Source organism: Flavobacterium gilvum, assembly GCF_001761465.1.
Lineage (GTDB): Bacteria > Bacteroidota > Bacteroidia > Flavobacteriales > Flavobacteriaceae > Flavobacterium > Flavobacterium gilvum.
In genome coordinates this window covers 3,667,161-3,687,627 of the sequence record NZ_CP017479.1, presented here as the reverse complement: position 1 = coordinate 3,687,627, position 20,467 = coordinate 3,667,161, and the positions used below count along the sequence as shown (strand labels likewise).

The 20,467-nt window shown below is 35.7% G+C and carries 19 protein-coding genes; 4 read left to right on the top strand and 15 right to left on the bottom strand.

Going from position 1 to position 20,467, the window contains the following annotated elements; all coding sequences use genetic code 11:
* Nucleotides 1–15: 15 nt before the first annotated feature.
* From EM308_RS14900 to EM308_RS14880, 5 genes are all read right to left on the bottom strand, one after another.
* Nucleotides 16–876: an ion transporter gene (locus tag EM308_RS14900; protein WP_035634999.1), complete on the bottom strand. Its 861-nt coding sequence runs from the start codon at nucleotides 874–876 to the stop codon at nucleotides 16–18.
* 13 nt (nucleotides 877–889) lie between these two features.
* Nucleotides 890–2,251, bottom strand: coding sequence for an exonuclease domain-containing protein (locus EM308_RS14895; protein WP_035635002.1), 1,362 nt, complete (start codon nucleotides 2,249–2,251; stop codon nucleotides 890–892).
* Between the two features lie 104 nt (nucleotides 2,252–2,355).
* Nucleotides 2,356–3,012: a YggS family pyridoxal phosphate-dependent enzyme gene (locus EM308_RS14890; RefSeq protein WP_035635004.1), complete on the bottom strand. Its 657-nt coding sequence runs from the start codon at nucleotides 3,010–3,012 to the stop codon at nucleotides 2,356–2,358.
* A 15-nt stretch (nucleotides 3,013–3,027) separates the two neighbouring features.
* Nucleotides 3,028–3,915 carry a 3-hydroxyacyl-CoA dehydrogenase family protein gene (locus EM308_RS14885; protein WP_035635005.1) on the bottom strand — a complete coding sequence of 296 codons (888 nt, stop codon included), beginning with the start codon at nucleotides 3,913–3,915 and terminating at the stop codon, nucleotides 3,028–3,030.
* 84 nt (nucleotides 3,916–3,999) lie between these two features.
* Nucleotides 4,000–4,965 (bottom strand): Gfo/Idh/MocA family protein, encoded by a 966-nt coding sequence (locus tag EM308_RS14880; protein ID WP_035635007.1) that lies wholly within the window; start codon nucleotides 4,963–4,965, stop codon nucleotides 4,000–4,002.
* A gap of 166 nt (nucleotides 4,966–5,131) precedes the next feature.
* On the opposite strand from EM308_RS14880, the gene EM308_RS14875 reads away from it, so the two are divergent.
* Complete coding sequence (locus tag EM308_RS14875) at nucleotides 5,132–5,773, top strand: protein-L-isoaspartate(D-aspartate) O-methyltransferase (RefSeq protein ID WP_035635009.1); 642 nt, start codon at nucleotides 5,132–5,134, stop codon at nucleotides 5,771–5,773.
* 74 nt (nucleotides 5,774–5,847) lie between these two features.
* On the opposite strand, the gene EM308_RS14870 is transcribed toward EM308_RS14875, so the two are convergent.
* A complete protein-coding gene (locus EM308_RS14870; RefSeq protein ID WP_035635012.1) occupies nucleotides 5,848–6,522 on the bottom strand; it encodes a DUF4136 domain-containing protein in 675 nt (224 codons plus the stop codon).
* Nucleotides 6,523–6,615: 93 nt separating this feature from the next.
* Complete coding sequence (smpB, locus tag EM308_RS14865) at nucleotides 6,616–7,068, bottom strand: SsrA-binding protein SmpB (RefSeq protein ID WP_035635014.1); 453 nt, start codon at nucleotides 7,066–7,068, stop codon at nucleotides 6,616–6,618.
* Nucleotides 7,069–7,316: 248 nt separating this feature from the next.
* Here smpB and EM308_RS14860 point away from each other — a divergent pair, with 248 nt between their 5' ends.
* A complete protein-coding gene (locus EM308_RS14860; RefSeq protein ID WP_035633802.1) occupies nucleotides 7,317–8,483 on the top strand; it encodes an IS4 family transposase in 1,167 nt (388 codons plus the stop codon).
* 258 nt (nucleotides 8,484–8,741) lie between these two features.
* Nucleotides 8,742–8,978, top strand: coding sequence for a VF530 family protein (locus EM308_RS14855; protein ID WP_035641369.1), 237 nt, complete (start codon nucleotides 8,742–8,744; stop codon nucleotides 8,976–8,978).
* 66 nt (nucleotides 8,979–9,044) lie between these two features.
* Here the strand turns inward: EM308_RS14855 and EM308_RS14850 are convergent, their stop codons facing one another.
* Both EM308_RS14850 and EM308_RS14845 read right to left on the bottom strand, forming a co-directional pair.
* Entirely contained in the window at nucleotides 9,045–9,599 is a 555-nt protein-coding gene (locus tag EM308_RS14850) for a GNAT family N-acetyltransferase (RefSeq protein ID WP_035641366.1), read from the bottom strand.
* A 20-nt stretch (nucleotides 9,600–9,619) separates the two neighbouring features.
* Nucleotides 9,620–10,468, bottom strand: a complete 849-nt coding sequence (locus EM308_RS14845; RefSeq protein ID WP_035641364.1) for an aldose 1-epimerase family protein — start codon at nucleotides 10,466–10,468, stop codon at nucleotides 9,620–9,622.
* 250 nt (nucleotides 10,469–10,718) lie between these two features.
* Here EM308_RS14845 and EM308_RS14840 point away from each other — a divergent pair, with 250 nt between their 5' ends.
* Nucleotides 10,719–12,986: a M1 family metallopeptidase gene (locus EM308_RS14840; RefSeq protein ID WP_035633863.1), complete on the top strand. Its 2,268-nt coding sequence runs from the start codon at nucleotides 10,719–10,721 to the stop codon at nucleotides 12,984–12,986.
* Nucleotides 12,987–13,061: 75 nt separating this feature from the next.
* Here the strand turns inward: EM308_RS14840 and EM308_RS14835 are convergent, their stop codons facing one another.
* From EM308_RS14835 to pelA, 6 genes are all read right to left on the bottom strand, one after another.
* Nucleotides 13,062–14,102: an agmatine deiminase family protein gene (locus tag EM308_RS14835; protein ID WP_035633861.1), complete on the bottom strand. Its 1,041-nt coding sequence runs from the start codon at nucleotides 14,100–14,102 to the stop codon at nucleotides 13,062–13,064.
* Nucleotides 14,103–14,104: 2 nt separating this feature from the next.
* The gene (locus EM308_RS14830) at nucleotides 14,105–14,992 is read right to left on the bottom strand and encodes a carbon-nitrogen hydrolase (protein ID WP_035633860.1); all 888 of its coding nucleotides are present in this window, start codon (nucleotides 14,990–14,992) and stop codon (nucleotides 14,105–14,107) included.
* Between the two features lie 176 nt (nucleotides 14,993–15,168).
* Entirely contained in the window at nucleotides 15,169–15,822 is a 654-nt protein-coding gene (locus EM308_RS14825; protein ID WP_035633858.1) for an NADPH-dependent F420 reductase, read from the bottom strand.
* Between the two features lie 537 nt (nucleotides 15,823–16,359).
* The gene (locus tag EM308_RS14820) at nucleotides 16,360–17,202 is read right to left on the bottom strand and encodes a L,D-transpeptidase (RefSeq protein WP_035633857.1); all 843 of its coding nucleotides are present in this window, start codon (nucleotides 17,200–17,202) and stop codon (nucleotides 16,360–16,362) included.
* Nucleotides 17,203–17,402: 200 nt separating this feature from the next.
* Nucleotides 17,403–19,097, bottom strand: coding sequence for a glycoside hydrolase family 28 protein (locus EM308_RS14815; RefSeq protein ID WP_035633855.1), 1,695 nt, complete (start codon nucleotides 19,095–19,097; stop codon nucleotides 17,403–17,405).
* A gap of 161 nt (nucleotides 19,098–19,258) precedes the next feature.
* Nucleotides 19,259–20,437: a pectate lyase gene (pelA, locus tag EM308_RS14810; RefSeq protein WP_035633875.1), complete on the bottom strand. Its 1,179-nt coding sequence runs from the start codon at nucleotides 20,435–20,437 to the stop codon at nucleotides 19,259–19,261.
* Between the last annotated feature and the right edge of the window lie 30 nt (nucleotides 20,438–20,467).

Sequence of the window (20,467 nt, the reverse complement as noted above, 5' to 3'; positions counted from 1 at the left end):
TGGATTGGCTCCTGATTAACCTGATGAAAATGGGTATCCGCAGTTGTAGCAAAAATGAGCATTTTTATAATGATTTTCGGCACCGCAATTTCCGCAGTTATTTTCTTCGGGTTTGGTTGGATTGACTTCGTCAGTTTTGTTTTGATTGCTGTTTGCTTTTGCAAATTCGGCTGTTACAATTCCTGTTGGAACGGCAATGACTCCATAACCCAAAATCATGACGATGGATGCGATGAATTGTCCCAAAGGAGTTGCAGGCGAAATATCGCCATAACCTACGGTGGTTAGGGTTACGATTGCCCAATAGATGCTTATGGGTATGCTGGTAAATCCGTTTTTTTCGCCTTCGACAACATACATTAGCGAGCCGATGAGGATGACGCTGATGATGATGAAATAGAGGAAGATTGCGATTTTTCTCCTGCTGGAATTCAACGCCCTTACTAATTGTTGCGATTGTCCCATAAATTGCGGGTGGTTCAGTATTTTGAATAACCGCAATAATCGTAACGCTCTTATCATCAATAGTACCTTTGTTCCGGCTGAGAATAAAGATAAATACATGGGTAAAATGGCGATGAGATCAATGATTCCGAGGAAACTGAAAATGTATCTTCGAGGTGTGTTTGTGGTAAAGGTTCTCAGGAGGTATTCGATGGAGAATAAAATAGTTATAATCCATTCGAAAATAACTAAGATGTGATGGTATTTTGCATCAAATTCTTTTACGGTTTCGAGCATTACCAAAATGATGCTCAGGAGGATTAATCCTAGCAGAATCAAGTCAAATAACCTTCCTGCACGCGTATCGGATCCATAAATTATGATATGGATTTTTTGCCTCAAGAGGTTGAATTTTGTTTTTGGTTTACGCATAATCAAAGATAAATCAAAAATTCATGATTTTGATTCCTTTTGCTTTTCGTATATAGTTTTGAATGCTGTTTTTGGTATCGCGATTGTTTTGCATCGGGACAATGATGTTTCTCAAAATTTCTATTGTATTGATTTGATAGTTCAAGTCATAAAATGCATATCCCTTGTATATTCCTTTTTCGATTAATATGGCTGAGTGTTCACCTGTTTTTCGGCCTTTATCGATTATAATCATATTTTTATTGTCGAAAAGGTTTTTGTCAATGAAAACCTGAACCCTTGAATTGTATTCTTCAGTGGAGATTTGTTCTATGCAGGCACCGTCGCATTTATTGTTTTCAGTTTGTGCACAGGGAGTTTTTGAATGGGAAATTCCATTGAGTTTTGGGCACAACTGATAATTTTCTGTAATGTGATGGAGGGCAGTTTTGCCTTCGTGCTCATTGGTAAATGCGATAATTTCTTTTTTGCGACCGTCTGCTTTTTGAAGTTTTAAATTCAGATAACCATTAGAATCTTTTTCGGAATAAATTGCCCAAGACAACGCTTTTTTTCGTGGCATACGGTTATAAATGGGGCGGTTTTTCTTTATTTCTTCTGATTCTTTTAGCTGCGCAATCAGTTCACTTCCGGTTTCCTCGAAAGTTACGGTGAAAGCTTCGACTTGAATTTTTTTGGAAGTTTTGGTTATGCCTGTAAAATGCTGGTTGACTCTTTTTTTGATGTTTTTGCTTTGGCCAATAAATATAATTGTTCCGTCTTCACGATGGATATAGTAAATTCCTGTTCTGGAAGGAAGACTTTCGATTATGTCCAATAACCTTGGCGCAACGCCTTTGATGACTTCAAATTTGATAAGCTCTTTGGTGATGGTTTTTTCGAGGTCTTTGTCCAAGAGCATTTTAAAAAGTTTGACTGTTGCCATAGCATCACCGCTGGCTCTGTGTCTGTCCGCCATTGGGATTCCTAAAGCCCGAACCAGTTTGCCTAAGCTATGAGAAGGTTGTTCTGGTAAAAGGCGTTGGGATAATTCTACAGTACAAAGGGTTTTTATCCTGAAATCATAGCCGAGGCGACGAAATTCAGTGCGAAGAATTCGATAATCAAAAGCAGCATTGTGGGCTACCAGAACGCAGTTTTCTGTTATTTCGATGATGCGTTTTGCTACTTCAAAAAATTTTGGGGCAGAACGCAACATGGCATTGTTTATGCCTGTCAGTTTTACCACAAACGGCTGAATGGGGATTTCTGGATTGATTAAACTGATAAATTGATCTACGATTTCTTGACCATCATATTTATAGATAGCAATCTCCGTTATTCCTTCTTCGTTGAATTGTCCTCCTGTGGTTTCTATGTCGAGTATTGCGTACAAAATTCAATAATCAGTTTTTAATAATTTGTTTTCAGTAATCAATTTTGGTTACAGTTTTTAATATCAAAATCTGAAATCAAAAATCGTTAATCTGCTATCATAAATCAAATTCTCCCTCCAAAGATACTACTTCCAATCCGAACCATTGTACTGCCACACGAAATTGCTAATTGATAATCGCCTGACATGCCCATAGAAAGGATTTTCATTGTAGAGATGCGATTAATCGCGTCTGTACTAAAAATCGATTTCAAATGCAGGAATTCCTTCTTGATTTGGTTTTGATTATCTGTAAAGGTTGCCATTCCCATCAAACCAACAATTCGAATGTTTTTCATTTCGTTGAAAGAAGTAGAGGACAGGAGTGATGCTAGTTCCTTTTCATCAAGACCAAATTTTGTTTCTTCTTCAGCTATGTGTATTTGGAGTAAACAATCAATAATTCGATTGTTTTTCAGGGCTTGTTTGTTGATTTCTTCCAATAATTTCAAACTGTCCACGCCGTGAATCAAACTCACGAAAGGTGCCATGTATTTGACTTTGTTCGTCTGAACGTGACCAATCATGTGCCATTCAATATCCTTGGGCATTTGTTCCCATTTATCGACCATTTCCTGAATTTTGTTTTCGCCAAAAATGCGTTGACCTGCATCATAAGCCTGCATTAAGTCGGAAACGGGTTTGGTTTTTGAAACAGCAACCAAAGTAACGTGCTCCGGAAGTGTTGATTTTATATCGGAAAGGTTTTGCTGAATGGACATGATATTAATTGATAATTAAACAAACTGTTTCGAAATCTTCTCTGCTTTTTTACTTTCGCTATAATCATAAAAACCTTCGCCGGATTTCACTCCCAATTTTCCAGCTCTAACCATATTTACCAATAGCGGGCAGGGAGCGTATTTTGGATTTTTGAAACCGTCGTACATAACATTCAAAATAGCAATACATACGTCAAGACCAATAAAATCGGCTAGTTGTAAAGGACCCATCGGGTGTCCCATTCCTAGTTTCATAACAGTGTCGATTTCGTAAACGCCCGCAACTTTATTGTATAAGGTTTCAATCGCTTCGTTAATCATTGGCATCAAAATTCTATTGGCAACAAAACCTGGATAATCGTTTACTTCTACAGGTGTTTTTCCAAGTTTTTCGGATAATTTCATGATGATGTTGGTTACTTCATCGCTTGTGTTGTACCCACGAATGATTTCCACCAGTTTCATAATCGGCACTGGATTCATGAAATGCATTCCAATAACACGTTCCGGATGCGCTACAACAGCTCCAATCTGAGTAATCGAAATCGAAGAGGTATTTGTTGCTAAAATGGTATTGTGCGAACAGGCTTCGTTCAATTGTTTGAAAATATTCAGTTTTAATTCCACATTTTCCGTAGCGGCTTCGACAACCAAATCTGCTCCAACAACGCCGTCTTTTATGTCGGTGTAAGTAATAATATTGGTAATTGTTTTGATTTTGTCTTCTTCGGTTATGGTTCCTTTTGCAACCATTCGGTCAAGGTTAGTAAATATTGTTGTCATTCCTTTATCCAATGATTTTTCGGAAATATCAATAAGTTTTACTGTAAAACCACTTTGGGCAAAAGTATGGGCAATTCCGTTCCCCATAGTTCCTGCTCCGATTACGGCTATTATTTTCATTTCTTTATTTGTTTAAAGTTAAAAAGTTTAAGGTTTAAAGTTACGCTGTGACTTTAAACCTTAAACTTTAAACTAAATTTTGAATTACTTTTTGAAACAATCGATAATTTGGTAAGCTACTCTCAAAGCGTCAGTAGCTTGTTCCAAAGTAACAACTGGTATAGTATCATTACTGATTGCGTCAGCAAATGTTTCTAGTTCTTCAAGGATAGCATTATTTTGATGAACATCAGGATTCGAGAAGTAAATTTGTTTTTTTACACCTTCGGCATTTTGCAGAATCATGTCAAAATCACCTGGAATTTCCGGTGCATCTTTCATTTTTACAACCTCGCATTTCTTTTCCAGAAAATCTACTGAGATATAGGCGTCTTTTTGAAAAAAGCGTGATTTACGCATGTTTTTCAACGAAATTCGGCTTGCAGTCAAGTTGGCCACACAACCATTTTCAAATTCAATTCGGGCATTGGCAATATCCGGAGTGTCACTTATCACCGAAACACCACTGGCATCAATTTTCTTAACTTTAGATTTAACCACGCTCATAATGGCATCAATATCGTGAATCATTAAATCTAAAACAACAGGAACGTCTGTTCCACGAGGATTAAATTCGGCCAAACGATGCGTCTCGATGAACATCGGGTTTTCAATCATATTTTTGGTAGCGATGAATGCAGGATTGAATCTTTCAACATGACCCACCTGGCCTTTTACATTGAATTCTTTGGCAAGAGCAATGATTTCCTCGGCTTCTTCAACAGTATTAGAAATGGGTTTTTCTATAAAAACGTGTTTGCCAGATTTAATGGCTACTTTGGCACATTTATAATGTGAGAGAGTAGGGGTGACAATGTCAATAACGTCTACAGCATGAATTAGAGAAGCTATTGTAGAAAATTGTTTGTATCCAAATTCCTTGGAAACTTTTTCTCCGTTCTCATGGTTTTCATCATAAAAACCAACCAATTCGTATTTTTTGGATTGTTGTAATAATCGCAAATGTATCTTGCCTAGATGTCCTGCACCTAATACTCCAATTTTAAGCATAATAATGATGTTTCCACAAAAATAGTAATAAAATAAGAAAATCCAATTTATAAAAATGCTAAATTAATGTGGTCTTCAATATTATTCGAAGGAAAGAATTAGACTTAAATTTGGATTGAAAATTGATTTAGTTTTCTATTTTTGTTCTATAAAAAAAACTTAAATTTTGAAAGATACAGCCAAGCATCAAGGACTTAGAAATCAATTGGTTTCCGTTTTGCATAAAAAGGGAATTACTGATAAAAATGTCTTGGAAGCTATAAAAAAAATCCCCCGCCATTTGTTTTTGAATTCAAGTTTTGAAGATTACGCCTATCAGGACAAAGCCTTTCCTATTGCTGCTGGACAGACTATTTCGCAACCCTATACAGTTGCATTTCAGTCGCAATTATTAGAAATTAATAAAGGAGATAAAGTATTGGAAATTGGTACCGGTTCCGGGTATCAAACCGCAGTTTTGTGTTTGATGGGAGCTCAGGTTTATTCTATCGAAAGACAAAATGAGTTGTTCAAGAAAACCTCGAGTTTATTGCCAAAACTAGGAATACGCCCAAAACATCTTTCTTTTGGAGATGGTTACAAAGGATTGCCTAATCACGCTCCGTTTGACAGTGTTATTGTAACGGCTGGCGCTCCGATAATTCCTCAAGCTTTAATGGCACAGCTTAAAATAGGAGGAAGACTCGTGATTCCATTAGGTGAAGATGTTCAGATTATGACTTTGTTGATTCGTGTAAATGAAACGCAATTTGAAAAACACGAGTTTGGAGAATTTCGATTTGTTCCTTTATTGGAAGATAAGAATTAAAGAGTAATTATTGATTAACAAAAAAAGCAACTCATCTGAGTTGCTTTTTTTATACTTGATAATTTTGAGGGAAATTATTTTGATTTTGTTTTTGGATCTATATAACCATCAGCTTTCATTTGTTGTACACAAGCTTCCATAATCTCATCAATAGTTGTATCAACATGAGATACATCTAGTGATTTTGTGGTGGCACTCCAAACTAGTTTGTTGTTTTTAAGGTCAAAAATATTAGTTTCGATATAGTAATAGGTGTTTTCCTGATAGTATCCTGGTGAGTAATAAGCAGGAGCATAAGCGCCATACCATCCTCCAAATCCAGCACCGTAACCAACTCCCCATCCGCCTGCATAGCCATATCCCATGCCCGGATAATGCATTCCGCTGTAATAGCTTGTAGTTCCTGGAACATATTGGGTTTCCTTGTCTGCTTTAATGAAACGCATAGTAATTGCCCCATCAAAACCTTCCGATTGGATAATTTTTATTTTTTCTTCTTGGGTAAGATTAAGATTTTGTTGATTTAAATAATTATAAGAGGGGTTTAATACTGACGGATTAATAGATGCAATTCTGTTTTCAGTTGCTCTTCTGGTGCTTTCGTCTTTTGCCAATGCCACAATTAATACTTTTTTGAAGTTTTCTTTGGCAAGAGTAGCATTAGGATCCCTCCAACTCGATACTATAGATGTATTACTACCGCAACTAGCTAAGCATACACAGATTAAGAAGATAAATAGTTTTTTCATAGGTTGTTTGTTTTTCGTTATAATGTAAGTAAATGTAATTATAATTTGAAAATAAAAACTATGAAATGCAATAAAATTTTGACCAAAATTGTTTTAATATGCTTTTTTGATCCTGTCTAAATCTCTTTTAGTATCCTGTTCTTTAAGGGATTCTCTTTTGTCGTATGTTTTTTTACCTCTGCAAAGCCCTATTTGCAGTTTAGCCAATCCTTTTTCGTTGGTAAACAATTTTAGAGGGACAATGGTGAGTCCTTTTGCCTGTACACTTCGAGCCAATCCTTTTAATTCTCTCTTATTCAGTAGTAGTTTTCTTTCGCTTCGTGACTTGTGGTTGAACTGGTTCCCAAAACTGTATTCCTCAATATAGGTATTGATGGCGAAAAGTTCATTGTTGCTGAATTCGCAAAAACTTTCGGTAATATTTGCTTTTCCCAATCGAATGGATTTTATTTCGGTACCGGCCAAAACAATTCCAGCCGTGTAGGTCTCAAGGATTTCGTAATCAAATCGGGCTCTTTTATTTAGGATGTTGACTGTTTTTTGCATAGTTGCGCAAATTTAGGAACTTATTAATGAAAGAACAATTGTTTTTGGGAAAAGCTATACTTGTTACGTATGTTTTTTGTCACTAATTCACTAATTTTTACTTATTAATTTTTTTACCATATAAGTCTACTAGTGATGCGTTAATTTTTAAAAATATTTCATAATTACACTAATACCAACGTATTACATACGTTCTTTGATTTTTTGATTTGAATTGAAAGTTAGCTTTGCAATCTTATTGTTAAGCTATGAATTCAGGGAAATATGTTTTTGCACAAATTCTAAATTTTATTAATCGTTATGAATTTGAAAAGTCCGTTATAAAATACAATGGCGATTACAGAACTAGAGATTTTAATTGTTGGAATCAATTTTTACAATTGTTCTTTGGTCAATTAACCTCTAGGAATTCTTTAAGAGATATTTGTACCTGTTTAAAAGCTCATCGAAACAAACTGTACCACCTTGGAATTAAGCAATATGTAAATCAATCTACTTTATCAAGAGCTAATGAAAGAAGAGATTACAGAATATTTGAGGATTTTGGATTTTTCTTAATCAATCAAGTTAGGCCAAAATACTCAGATGAATCAATTCTGAACATTGATATCGATAACGAGGTATTTGCATTAGATTCTACAACTATATCTCTAAGTTTAAAATTGTTTAGTTGGGCTCCTGGAAAATACTCTAGAGGGGCAATTAAAGTCCATACATTACTAGATTTAAGAGGTAGTATTCCGGCTTTTATACTCATCACTGACGGTAAATACCATGACAGTAACACGCTAGATGTTCTTATTCCAAATCCTGATGCTATTTACATAATGGACAAGGCTTATGTTGACTTTAAAGCTTTATATAGATTTCACGTAAGTGATGCATTTTTTATATCAAGATCAAAAACATCAATGAATTATTCCATTGTTGAGATAAACTATAATATTGACCAGAGTACAGGATTGAGAGGAGATAAAACTATAACACTTAATGGATACAAATCCAAAAAACTCTATCCAGAATCATTGAGACTAGTAGAATTTTATGACTTTGAAAGCGAAATAGAATTGTCTTTTTTAACCAATAATTTTGAATTAACAGCTCTAGAAATAGCGAATTTATATCGCAATAGATGGCAAATTGAGGTGTTTTTCAAGTGGATAAAACAAAATTTGACTATTAAAACTTTATGGGGACATTCCGAAAACGCAGTAAATATTCACATATGGATAGCAATTTCTACATATTTAATAATTGCAAAAATTAAAAAGGATTTAAAAAGTGATTTATCGATATATGAAATAATACAAATCCTGGGGATATCAGTATTTGACAAAACCCCATTAAGTGAGCTTCTAACAGATATTCAATCAAATCAAAATGTCAATGAACAGATAAACTTATTTAACAGTTAAATATTAACGCATCAGTACTAATATAAGTCATATAAGTTTTTAAATACTTTGGCTAGTTAGAAATTAAAAGTTCGAATAAGTAAAAAACATTTTTTGTTAAACAAAAGAGACTTGCTTATTTGGACTTTTTTTGATTTTACTTGTTTTTGTTTCAATTTAAAACTTATATGACTTATATGTTTAATGTTTTATTTAGTGAAAATTGAAATTCGTTGATGAATTTTGTCTGCCCTAGAGAAAATGCCATAAATTTGTATCATGGAAAAACATCAGTCTAAAGACCCGCTTCACGGAATAACACTCCAAAAAATAGTCGAAACATTGGTCGATTACTATGGTTTTGACACTTTGGGAGAACTTATCAAAATAAAATCATTCAACGAAAACCCAAGTGTGAAGTCAAGTCTTACCTTTTTAAGGAAAACCGATTGGGCACGAAAACAAGTAGAGGAGTTGTATGTAAAAACACTTCCAAAGATAAATAATAGTTTATAGTTTATGGTTTGTTGTTTATCGTCTTTCGACTAAAAACTATAAACCAAAAACAACAAACCATAAACATTAAGAATTATTTAAAAGTGAATAAATCATCGAGTCCAAAAAGCGTCCTTCATAATATTCATTTTCTATTAAATGTCCTTCTTTTACAAAACCATTTTTTAATAAAACCTTTTCTGAACCTTTATTCTCAGGATCCAAAATTGCTTCAAGTGAGTGTAATTTCATCTCTTTGAAACCATATTCAACTACTTTTTGCAACGCTTCAGATACGATTCCTTTTCCATTATATTCCGGAAATATCATATAACCGACTTCGGCTCTGAAATGTTCTGGTTTTAGTCTGTAATGGCCAATGATTCCTATTATTTTTTCGGGTTCATCAGGAAAACAAATTCCCCAATTGATACCTATTCCATTTTCGATTTTGTCATCAAACATAGCAATGAGTTCAAGGGCATCTTCTTTGGTTTTAAGATAAGGTCTCGGAATGTATTTCATTACTTCATCATTGGAACGTAAAGACAAAATTGTGTTTGCATCATTCTTATTGACTTGTCGTAATAGTAAACGCTTTGTTTTTAATACGGGAAATGGCAAAAAGTTAATTTCTAGCATAACGTTTAATTTGTTATTGTTTATAGGATTTCAATACTGAATTCAGAATGAAAAACTGCTTTTGGCTCTAATAGTTGAATACCTTCTTTATCAAAAAGATCCCCTGATTTATCAACCGTGTCCGAATAACCAAACCAAGGTTCAATACAAATAAAAGGCGCGTTTGGAGTCCATATTCCCAAATCCGGAAAATCAGTATAGTTAACTTTCAAAAAAGGTTTGGATTTTTCCAGAATAGTTATTGATTTGGAATCAATGTTCTTGAAAACCAATGCGTCATTTTTGAATAATTCATAATTCAAGGGCAATTTGTTTTTGTCCAAATGCAATTCATCTGTAGTATTCGAAATCAGTCCATCTTCCAATATATAATAGTTTAAAGTTCCTTCTTTTTCAAAAGTCAGACTGTAATTTTCAAAATCACCGGGTAAATCAAATGCCGGATGTGCTCCAATTGAAAATGGCATTTTGGTTTCTCCGTTGTTGAATACTTTATATTCAATTTTTAGAGATTTATTTTCCAAAGTGTAAATGAGGTGTAAATCAAAATCAAACGGATATTTTTCTTTGGTTTTTGGAGATGAAACTAATGAAAAAGTTGACTTGTTTTCCTGTTTGTCAATTAATTCAAATTCCATTTCACGAGCAAAACCGTGTCTTGATAATTGATATTGAGCATCTTTATATTGGAAGGAATTGTTTTTTAGCGTACCCACAATTGGGAATAAAACAGGTGAGTGTTTCCCCCAAAAATCAGGATTTCCGTTCCAAATGTATTCTTTGTTAGAATTGTCTTTTAAGGAACTTAATTCGGCTCCAAGATGTTTGATTTGTGCAGTCAGAAAAGAATTGGATATAGTTGTAATCACGAGAACAATATTTTGATGTTAAATGAGTTGTAAAGATATTTTATAAATCTTGTTTTAAGAAAGAAAAAACACTAATTATATTTGTAGGGGAAAATAATCAAATTCTTAATTTTAAGAAAAAATTTAATTTTTTTCCATTAATTTGCTTTGTAAACCAAAAATTTATGAAATAAGTGCAACAGGATAGTTTTTCCAAGCTCAAAATACGATTCTGTTATTTGCCCCTTTAAAAATCAATAAAATATTATATATGAGAAATAATTGTTTTAAAGTCCTGTTTCAACTGGCTTTATTAATTGCTTTTAATGCATCTTGGAGTCAGGACGCAGGCACAACTTCTGCCAAACCAGTTTCAAAATACGATTATCACGATGCCTTTGGCCCTTTTTTTTACACAAACAATGGTTCATCAACACGTTCCGCCAGCGGAGCTCCCGGACATGAATATTGGCAAAACAGAGCCGATTACAAATTAACTGCCAAGTTGAACGAAAAAACGAATGAAATTGTTGGTTCCGAGATACTTACTTATACAAACAACAGTACCGATGTGCTATCATTTGTATGGATGCATTTGGATCAAAACTTATTCAAATCAGATTCCAGAGGAAACGCTCTTATTCCGTTGACAGGAAGTCGTAACGGTGCGAGAGGCGAAATTTTTGACGGAGGACATAAAATTCAATCAGTTAAAGTTGTTACTACTTCCAAAGGAGGAAAATCAACAGAAAAAGAGGCAAAATTCATTATCACTGATAGTAGAATGCAGGTTTTTTTACCAGATGATTTGAAAGCTAAAGGCGGAGTGGTGAAAATTAAAATTGATTTTTCATTTATTTCCCCAAAAGAAGGTTCAGACAGAATGGGAGTTTTGGATACCAAAAACGGTAAGATTTTTACAATAGCACAGTGGTATCCACGTATGTGTGTGTATGATGATTTGAGAGGTTGGAACACCAATCCGTATTTAGGAGCTTCAGAGTTTTATTTGGAGTATGGTGATTTTGACGCTAATATTACTGTGCCAGCGAACCATGTGGTGGTTTGCTCGGGGGAGTTATTGAATCCTACTGCGGTTTATAGTGCCGAAGAACAAAAAAGAATTACTCAAGCTAAGCAAAGCGAAAAAACAGTTATGATTCGCACCGCCGAAGAAGTAGTCGCTAATGCATCAAAAGCTGGAACAACCGCTGAAAAAACATGGCATTTTAAAATAAAAAATGCACGTGATCTTTCTTGGGCATCTTCGCCTGCATTTATTTTGGATGGTGCTAGAATCAATTTGCCAAGTGGTGCAAAAGCATTGGCATTATCTGCTTATCCTGTCGAAAGTGCTGGAAATGAAGCTTGGGGACGTTCTACAGAATATACTAAAACTTCGATTGAGAATTACTCCAAAAGATGGTTTGAGTATCCTTATCCTGTGGCAACCAATGTAGCTGGTAATGAGGGGGGAATGGAATATCCTGGAATTGTTTTTTGTGGTTGGGAATCCAAAGGGGAAGATTTATGGGGAGTAACTGACCATGAATTTGGTCATGGATGGTTCCCAATGATTGTAGGCTCCAATGAGCGTTTATATGGATGGATGGACGAAGGTTTCAATACTTTTATCAACTCAATTAGCTCGACTGATTTTAATAACGGAGAATATAAAAGTAAGCCAACGGATCTTCATCAAAATGCCGAATATTTTACCGATCCAAAGAATGAGCCTGTTATGAGTTCACCAGATAATATGAAGGAAAAAAATATTGGGCTTTTGTGCTATTTTAAACCAAGTTCGGCTTTGATTGCTTTAAGAGAGCAAGTTTTGGGACCAGAGCGATTTGATTTGGCTTTTAGAACCTATACAGAGCGTTGGGCATTTAAGCATCCAGCACCAGATGATTTTTTCAGAACGATGGAAAATGTGGCGGGAGAAGATTTAGGTTGGTTTTGGAGAGCTTGGTTTGTGAATAACTGGCGTTTGGATCAAGGTGTTAACTCCGTTAAATATGTGAAAAATGATCCGAGTAAAGGAGCGGTTATTACAATTGAGAATTTTGAGAAAATGGCTATGCCGGTTGTTTTGGATGTAAAAACGAAAAGCGGAAAAGTAACCCGTGTTAAATTGCCGGTAGAAATTTGGCAACGCAATGTAGATTGGTCATTCAAAGTGAATACAACCGAAGAAATCGAGAGCGTAGTTATCGATGCAGATCATGTTTTGCCGGATGTGAACGAAAGCAATAACACTTGGAAATCGGGTAGTGGAACTGTTGAGAAGGATGTTATTTTGGATGGTTATTTGGGTAAATTCTCTACCAAAGCGGCTCCGCTGAAAATAGAAATTACCGAAAAAAACAGTGTGCTTTTTGCTGAAATTACCAACTATCCAAAATTTTCGCTTACGCCAATAGGTAAAGATAAATTTGAATCCAAAGAAGCAGGTGTAACATTAGAATTTAACGAAGCCAAAAGCGGATTTGACATGATTATCAGTTCCAATCAAAAAATACCTTTTACGAGAGATTAGGGAAAGGTTAATATTCAATAAAAAAAGACTTGCAAATTAATTTTCGCAAGTCTTTTTCTTTTTAAGTATGTTTTTTTACTCCGGTATTTGCTGACTCAAGCAATGTAACGTCCCAAATCCCCAAATAAAATCGGTCGCACTAATTCCGATGATTTCACGGTCAGGAAAACATTCAGACAATATATTAAGAGCCTTTCTGTCATTGGCATCATTAAACGTGGGAACCAAAACGCAATTGTTCAAAATCAGGAAATTGGCATAACTTGCGGGCAAACGCAATCCATCAAAATCAATTGTTTTCGGCATTGGCAATGTTACAATTACAGGAGATTTGCCATCTTCAAGTTTCGCATTTTGAAGCCTTTTTAGATTGTCCTGCAATGGTTTAAAGTTGCTGTTGCTTGGATCCAATTCGACTATTGTAACAATGGTGTCTTCATTGACAAATCGGCATAAATCATCGATATGTCCGTGAGTATCATCGCCTTCAATTCCATCGCCAAGCCAAATTACGTTGGTAACTCCCAAATATTCTTTGAAAACGGCTTCGTAATCCTCTTTGGTAAAACCGGGATTTCGAACCTGAATATCAGGATGCATCAAACATTCTTCGGAGGTAAGCAGCGTTCCTTTACCATTTACATCAATAGCACCACCTTCAACAATAACCGGTTTTCCTTTGTACATTACTTGCGTAACAGGAATGTTTAGGAATTCTCCAACTTTATTTGGAACGTGTTTGTCCAGATTGATGTTTTTATATTTTGCCCAACCATTAAAATTAAAATTTAAAGCTTCTCTTTTTGAGCCATTTTTAACGATAATTGGACCCGAATCTCGCATCCAGCTTCGGTTGGTTTTATGTATAATGAAAGAAACATTGCTCATCGTTACATGAGCCATTTCGAGCATTTCGGTGACTTTGTTTTGTTGATTTTCATCGGCAATAATCAGGAATACCTGTTCGTAAGTGGCTACTTTTTTGATGAATTCAACAAAGGCCCACTGAACCGCTTCGTATTTCCCCGGCCAATCTTTTCCGTTGTGAGGGAAACACAATAAAATTCCTTGTTGTTTTTCCCATTCTGCGGGGAATCTTCTATTGTTTGTACTCATGATTAATCAATGGCTCTTTTAGTAATATCCCCAAAAGCATCGATTCTTCTGTCTCTGAAGAATGGCCAGTTCTGGCGAACGTTTTCCTGTAAATCCAGGTCAACTTCAGCAATAAGGATTTCTTCTTTATCATGTGAGGCTTGCGCCAAAATCTCTCCTTGCGGGCCAGCGATAAATGATGAACCCCAAAACTGGATTCCAGCAGTTCCTTCAATATATTGTTCCAGTCCGATACGGTTTGCCGCAGCGACATACACACCATTGGCAACGGCATGACCTTTCATTACGTTCATCCAGGCACCGTGTTGGTTTTCGCCATATTGTTCTTTTTCTAATGGATGCCAACCGATTGCTGTTGGGTAAAATAATACATCAGCACCTTGTAAAGCAGTTAATCGGGCTGCTTCTGGATACCATTGATCCCAGCAAATTAATGTCCCGATTTTTCCTTTTTCGGTTGGGAAAGCTTTGAAACCTAAATCTCCCGGTGTAAAATAGAATTTTTCGTAGAAATGTGGATCGTCCGGGATGTGCATTTTGCGGTATAAACCAGCTTCAGAACCATCAGTGTCTATAATGTATGCGCTGTTGTGGTAAATTCCGGCCATTCTTTTTTCGAAGAAAGGAACAATGATGACCACTCCCAATTCTTTTGCCAATGCACTGAAAGCAATGAATGAAGTGCTGTACAATGGTTCCGCCAAAGCAAAATTATCGACATCTTCACTTTGACAAAAATAATGACTACTGTATAATTCAGGCAACGAAATTACCTCAGCTCCTTGAGCGGCGGCATCACGCACCCAACTCAAACATTTTTTTAGGTTATTTTCGGCAACGTCATTTAGGTTTAATTGAATGACTGCTATTTTGTATTTCTTCTTTGACATGGTAAAAAAAATTAGACTGCAAAAATAGTTATTTTTTAAAAGAGTAATGGCACAGGTTTTTGGATTTTTTAAAAAGTTGAAAGAACCATAGTTTTGTATAGGTGACAAATAAAAATGCCTTCAAAAAGTTTCTGTTTTTGAAGGCATTTGAAAATGTATTTTTAAGTACGGTTTTATTAATTGACCACTTTGATACTGAAAGTTCCTATTGTGGATCCCCAGATTTTCCACCACAAATGGAGTACGCTTTCCATTCCTCTTGAACCCGTAATATCGCCTAAATCCATAATAGATTCTTCTTTCCAACCAATTTCTTTCAGTAAAATTTTCACTGTTTCTTTGGCTTCTGTATCATTGCCACAAATGAAATTGGTATGATCTCCATCCTTGAGCATTGATGGCGTCATCATCAAGGTACTCCACATGGTGTTTAGGGTTTTTACCACTTTGGTATTTGGTAAGTTTTTTTGGATTTCTTCTCCCAATGAGTTGGTGTTGCAAAGTTCTGGAATTAAGGTAAATGGCATTCCGTTTTTTGTATTAACAGGGATAGAGACATCGATAAGGATTTTGTTATCAATAATTTTTTCGATAGATTTTAATGCGCCAACTGCGAATTCTCCTTTGATGCAGTTGAAAATGATGTCTCCGAAATTTGCGGCTTCCTCAAAGGTTCCGTTACTGATGTTTCTATCAAATTTTTGTACAAATTCAATTGCTTTTTCATTAGTCTTGCTTCGGGAGCCTATCATTACCTGATGACCTATTTCAACCAATCTAGAGGCTATCGTTGTGCCAACAGCTCCTGTTCCCAAAATTGCTATTTTCATTCTGATGATTTTAGTGTTTATTGAATCATAAAGTTAAATAATTAAAGGAAATATGCAAGTGGAATGTAAAGTTTATTAGTTGGAGAAGTAAGTAATACCTAAAGTAAGCATCCTTTTCTTTGCCAATGACTTTTTCAATATTCCAATAATCCGCAAACTTGTCATTCCGTAGGAATCCTAGTAAAGATCGTAACTAATATGAGATTGCTTTGCCAGTTCGCTTTCGCTCGTGTCCTGAGGAATGACAATATTGGGCGTAGGTGTTGAGTGAAATATTGGTATGAGCTATTCAATTTGAATGTCATTTCATATTGCTTTTTTTTTTTAATGAGTCCTCGCAAAGACAAGATAGTGTCTTGATGGATTTTTTTTGAATGTCTTATGAAAAACTTAATATCTTGCCTAGCCCCGATGGAAGGGAAAATCCCACGCTTTTGGGCGTGGATTGAAATGACAGCGGGACTGCTCTTGATCAAAGCACTTTAATATGTGCTCCTAAAAAAGAGGAAACATAAATGTAATTTTGAAGCGGATAATTTATTGAGCACTCTTTTCCTTTTTTCTCTGTTCTAATAAAATAGTTTCTAGATAAGGTTTGGTTATATTTTCGATTTCGGAAGGGGAAATGTTCAGTGCTTTTGGATTGTTTGCCAATTGAAGCCAGGGTTTTGGTGCGTCAAAATCGTATTTGCCAAAAATGATTACGGGAGTTCCTTTGAATAGTATGTTTTGATCGTCTTTCAATATCCACTGATCTGCCCACGTATAAAGGTATTTGGCATCTTTTTCCTGTAGTCGTAAGCAGGAATGTGAGGCGGGATAGCCGGGCAATTCATATTGATGCCAACCCACGCCGACTTTGTTGGCAATATTGAAGTTCCAACGCAAATCCCATTCGTCATTGAACGTGCTTGTTGTTCTTTCGGCTTTCCAGTTGGTAAAGAATAGTCCGGTGGGAGTGGGGTCGTTTTTTCGTCCCATATTGGTGGGGCCAGCGTAAATCAATTCGCCGTTTTCGTATGCCGCAAAGGTTTGTGTGGGATAGGAAAAAAAGATAATCTTATTGACGGGAAGTAGGTAGGGAACTTCCAGCGGGAATGGAAGATAAAACACGATGTCACCGCTTAGATCTCCCGGAATTAGGATGGAATCCATTTTTGTTAAATGGTTTTTATCGGTTCGGTTGACGGCTCGAACGATTTTGAGTTCCATACTGCTTGGATTTTGATTGAGCCATTGTTTGGTGTTTTCGAAATGAAACGAAATACTTTTGGGTTGTTTTCTTTCAATTTTTTTTTTGAACACAAATGTATCTGAATTCTGTTGTTTACACGAATAGAAAATGGTAATGAGGGCGAGTATCAGAATGAACTTTTGCATAGCTTGTTTCTTAGGATGAAATAAAAAGGACTGCGAAAAGGCTTTCTAATAGTAACGGTGAAAAGGGGTGTTATTATTGCATCAGTGTCAAAATGCTAATTTTTTTTGATTTTTTTATGAATAGAAATAAAAGAAAAACCCATTGAATACAGTGGTTTTAGAACTGTATTCAATGGGTTTTAAACCGTATAATTTTGGTTTTAGAATTTCACAGCTTCTTTCGGAACATTATCGCCAATAACAGTTTTCTTTGAAAAATCCGAATTTTGTGTTGAAACCAATTCGATATTTTTACAGGCTTCTCCGTTGATGCTTACTGCTTTTGGAGAAGTCGAATTGAATTCTGTGTTTTTGATGGATAAATTTTTGCCATTATAGATTTCAAAAACGTTTGGGGCTTCAATATCCAATTTAGCATTACTGATTTTGATTCCGTTGGCATCGATGATTGAAAAACCTCTCTCTGCTTTTACGGTCAAATTCGAAATAGCGATGTTTTCAAGGTTCATTTCTGGTAAGCCTTGCAAGAACACAGCTTGATAAGCTCCGTTGATAGTGATGTTTTTGATAATTATGTTTTTGAACTGAGGGGTTTTTTCATCAACAGGAACTACCGTGGTGTTGATTTTGTTACCTCCTTCGGCCAAAGTTTCAGCAATGGATTTTCCGCCGTAATAAAGGTCGAATGAAATTGCCTGAGACGGAATATCAGTCATAAAAATATCCGTGATGTAGATGTTATCTACAATTCCTCCACGACCACGGTTGCTTTTGAAACGCAAACCAACATCTGTTCCCATAAAAGTACAATTTGCAACATACATGTTTTTTACGCCTCCAGACATTTCGCTTCCCACGGTTACACCTCCGTGCCCATGATAAACGATATTATTGCGGATAACAAGGTTTTCGCAAGGAACGCCACGATCACGCCCATCTTTGTCTTTTCCAGATTTGATACAAATAGCATCGTCTCCCACATCAAAACTTGAATTTTCTACAAGGACATTTTTGCAGGATTCTACATCCAGACCGTCACCGTTTTGTGAATACCAAGGGTTACGAACCGATACATTTCTGATAATCAAATCTTCAATCATCAGCGGGTGAATATTCCAAGCCGGTGAATTCTGAAATACAGGACCGTCAAATAATACTCTTTTACTGTTTTGAATACTTACCATTACCGGACGAAGAAAATCGCGAATGGCTTGATAATCTTCTTTTGTTTTTAAGTCCAAACGCACATTTTGGTCGGCATTTCCACTTGTGGCAGCTTTAAAATATTGCTCTGATGGATACCAACTTTCTTTTTTGTCATTCAAAACACCTCCCGAAGCAACAAAGCTTTTCCATTGACTCTCGGTTAGTTTTCCTTTTTTTACCATACGCCAAACCTGACCCGAACCGTCATAAACGCCTTTTCCTGTAAATGCTACATTTTCAAGGTTTTTACCGTAAATAGGGGAGATACAACGCCAAGTGTTTAATCCTTCAAAGCTGGTTTCGATGATTGGATATAAATCTTTGTTGGGTGAGAACTGAATTAATGCTCCCGCTTGAGCGTGCAATTCGATGTTGCTTTTTAAGATGATTGGACCTGTAAGCCAAACTCCAGGAGGAATAATCACTTTTCCGCCTCCTTTTTTGGATACGGCATTGATTGCATCGGCAAATGCTTTGGTATTCAAAACAGTTCCTCCGTTGACAGCGCCAAAATCTTTAATGTTTACTGTGTTTTTTGGAATGATAGGCTCTTTGACTTTTGCCATTTTGAATTGGACACCCGGATAAGCCACTTCTGTTTTCGAATTCTGGGCTAGGACATTTTTGGAGCAGATAGTCATGAATACTGTCAAAGCAATACAGACAAGGTTAATTTTGTTTTTTTTCATTCTTAAATTTTAATTGTGTGATGTGGAGATTATGGATGTTTTTTAATAATTGATTATTCCGAAAGAAAATAAGTTTATGTAATCGATTGCACAAATGTATTTAAAAAACACCCACATTCAAATTATAAATTGCTTAAAAAAAATGTTAAAGTGAGAAGGTGCTACTGTTTTAAAGCGGCGGTCTGTGGAGCCCATTTTTTTTGCCAAGCCGGATATTTATCCAATACTTTTTTGGGATCATAAGTGTACCACGAATATCCTACACGACGTTCTCTTTCTACTTCAGCCAATGAATACACATACTTACTGTCTCTGTTGCAAAATAGAGGACGATCGGTGGTTAATTCATAATAACGTGTCCAAATAGGTGGCGCGGTAGTGTCGTTCACCACTTTTTTGTCTTTGGTTACCGTTGTGTATTTTGATTCAAATTTTGGTGCATCAAAAATTTCGATTCGGGTATTGTATATTTTAGAAGCGTTAAACCATTGTATTGCACTTTCTACAGCTTTGATTATTTTGTCGTTTGGGTTGTTAATATCCATTAAAAACTGTACGATTTCGGTACTTTCGCCATTGCAAATGCTTGGCGGTTCAAAAGCTCTTGCCCAAGCTGGCAATAAGGTAATTTCATCGTGTTGTTGGCACCACGCGGTTAGTTTTCCATTGTCTAAAACTTGCATTTTTAGGATACAATCAAGACCTTTTTGGTAAGCTGTTGTAACTTTGGATTTTGTTTTCCTATCTATAAAAGCAAAATTAGAATCATTATTTACTACTTTTTTCAATAAATTCATAATTCCCATATAAGCACCGTCATTAAAGGTAATGTGTCGGCTGTACCCTTTTTCTAGAGGGAAATATTGTGGCCAACCTCCATTCGAATATTGTGCATTTAAAATAAAATCAATTCCTTTCAGGCAGGCTTTTTTATAGGACTCATTTTTGGTCAGAGTATATACTTGAGCCAAATAATTGATGTGTGTGTAAGTGGTGGCGTTATCAAAAGTAGTATGTAAAATCCCTTTAGTTTCTTTCAGTTTTTGTATTTGCTCCGGTGTCAAAATAGCTCTCATGTCGTAATTTTTTGGCCATCCTCCGTTGTCACGTTGAAATAGTATGATGTTGTCGGCAATTTTGCTGTAATCTGATTCAGCATATTGGGGTTGATTTTCCACCGGATTCACAATATTACCTTCGTCTTTGATGTGATACCAATGGTTGACACCGTCTTGAAACGGTCTGGTACTGATTTCGTTTTCGGTATTGGATTGGGCTTGTAGATTTAAACCTGTAAGACCTAACACTGTTGCGAAGAGCAGTAATTTTTTGAAATTCATTTTCATGTTATTTTATTTCGATATGATATC

What these genes read in the sequence shown, in the direction of transcription:
- EM308_RS14900 (WP_035634999.1), bottom strand. Translation starts at nt 876, where the DNA reads ATGCGTAAACCAAAAACAAAATTCAACCTCTTGAGGCAAAAAATCCAT.
- EM308_RS14890 (WP_035635004.1), bottom strand. Translation starts at nt 3,012, where the DNA reads ATGTCCATTCAGCAAAACCTTTCCGATATAAAATCAACACTTCCGGAG.
- EM308_RS14885 (WP_035635005.1), bottom strand. Translation starts at nt 3,915, where the DNA reads ATGAAAATAATAGCCGTAATCGGAGCAGGAACTATGGGGAACGGAATT.
- EM308_RS14880 (WP_035635007.1), bottom strand. Translation starts at nt 4,965, where the DNA reads ATGCTTAAAATTGGAGTATTAGGTGCAGGACATCTAGGCAAGATACAT.
- EM308_RS14870 (WP_035635012.1), bottom strand. Translation starts at nt 6,522, where the DNA reads ATGAAAAAACTATTTATCTTCTTAATCTGTGTATGCTTAGCTAGTTGC.
- smpB (WP_035635014.1), bottom strand. Translation starts at nt 7,068, where the DNA reads ATGCAAAAAACAGTCAACATCCTAAATAAAAGAGCCCGATTTGATTAC.
- EM308_RS14860 (WP_035633802.1), top strand. Translation starts at nt 7,317, where the DNA reads ATGAATTCAGGGAAATATGTTTTTGCACAAATTCTAAATTTTATTAAT.
- EM308_RS14855 (WP_035641369.1), top strand. Translation starts at nt 8,742, where the DNA reads ATGGAAAAACATCAGTCTAAAGACCCGCTTCACGGAATAACACTCCAA.
- EM308_RS14850 (WP_035641366.1), bottom strand. Translation starts at nt 9,599, where the DNA reads ATGCTAGAAATTAACTTTTTGCCATTTCCCGTATTAAAAACAAAGCGT.
- EM308_RS14840 (WP_035633863.1), top strand. Translation starts at nt 10,719, where the DNA reads ATGAGAAATAATTGTTTTAAAGTCCTGTTTCAACTGGCTTTATTAATT.
- EM308_RS14835 (WP_035633861.1), bottom strand. Translation starts at nt 14,102, where the DNA reads ATGAGTACAAACAATAGAAGATTCCCCGCAGAATGGGAAAAACAACAA.
- EM308_RS14830 (WP_035633860.1), bottom strand. Translation starts at nt 14,992, where the DNA reads ATGTCAAAGAAGAAATACAAAATAGCAGTCATTCAATTAAACCTAAAT.
- EM308_RS14825 (WP_035633858.1), bottom strand. Translation starts at nt 15,822, where the DNA reads ATGAAAATAGCAATTTTGGGAACAGGAGCTGTTGGCACAACGATAGCC.
- EM308_RS14820 (WP_035633857.1), bottom strand. Translation starts at nt 17,202, where the DNA reads ATGCAAAAGTTCATTCTGATACTCGCCCTCATTACCATTTTCTATTCG.
- EM308_RS14815 (WP_035633855.1), bottom strand. Translation starts at nt 19,097, where the DNA reads ATGAAAAAAAACAAAATTAACCTTGTCTGTATTGCTTTGACAGTATTC.
- pelA (WP_035633875.1), bottom strand. Translation starts at nt 20,437, where the DNA reads ATGAATTTCAAAAAATTACTGCTCTTCGCAACAGTGTTAGGTCTTACA.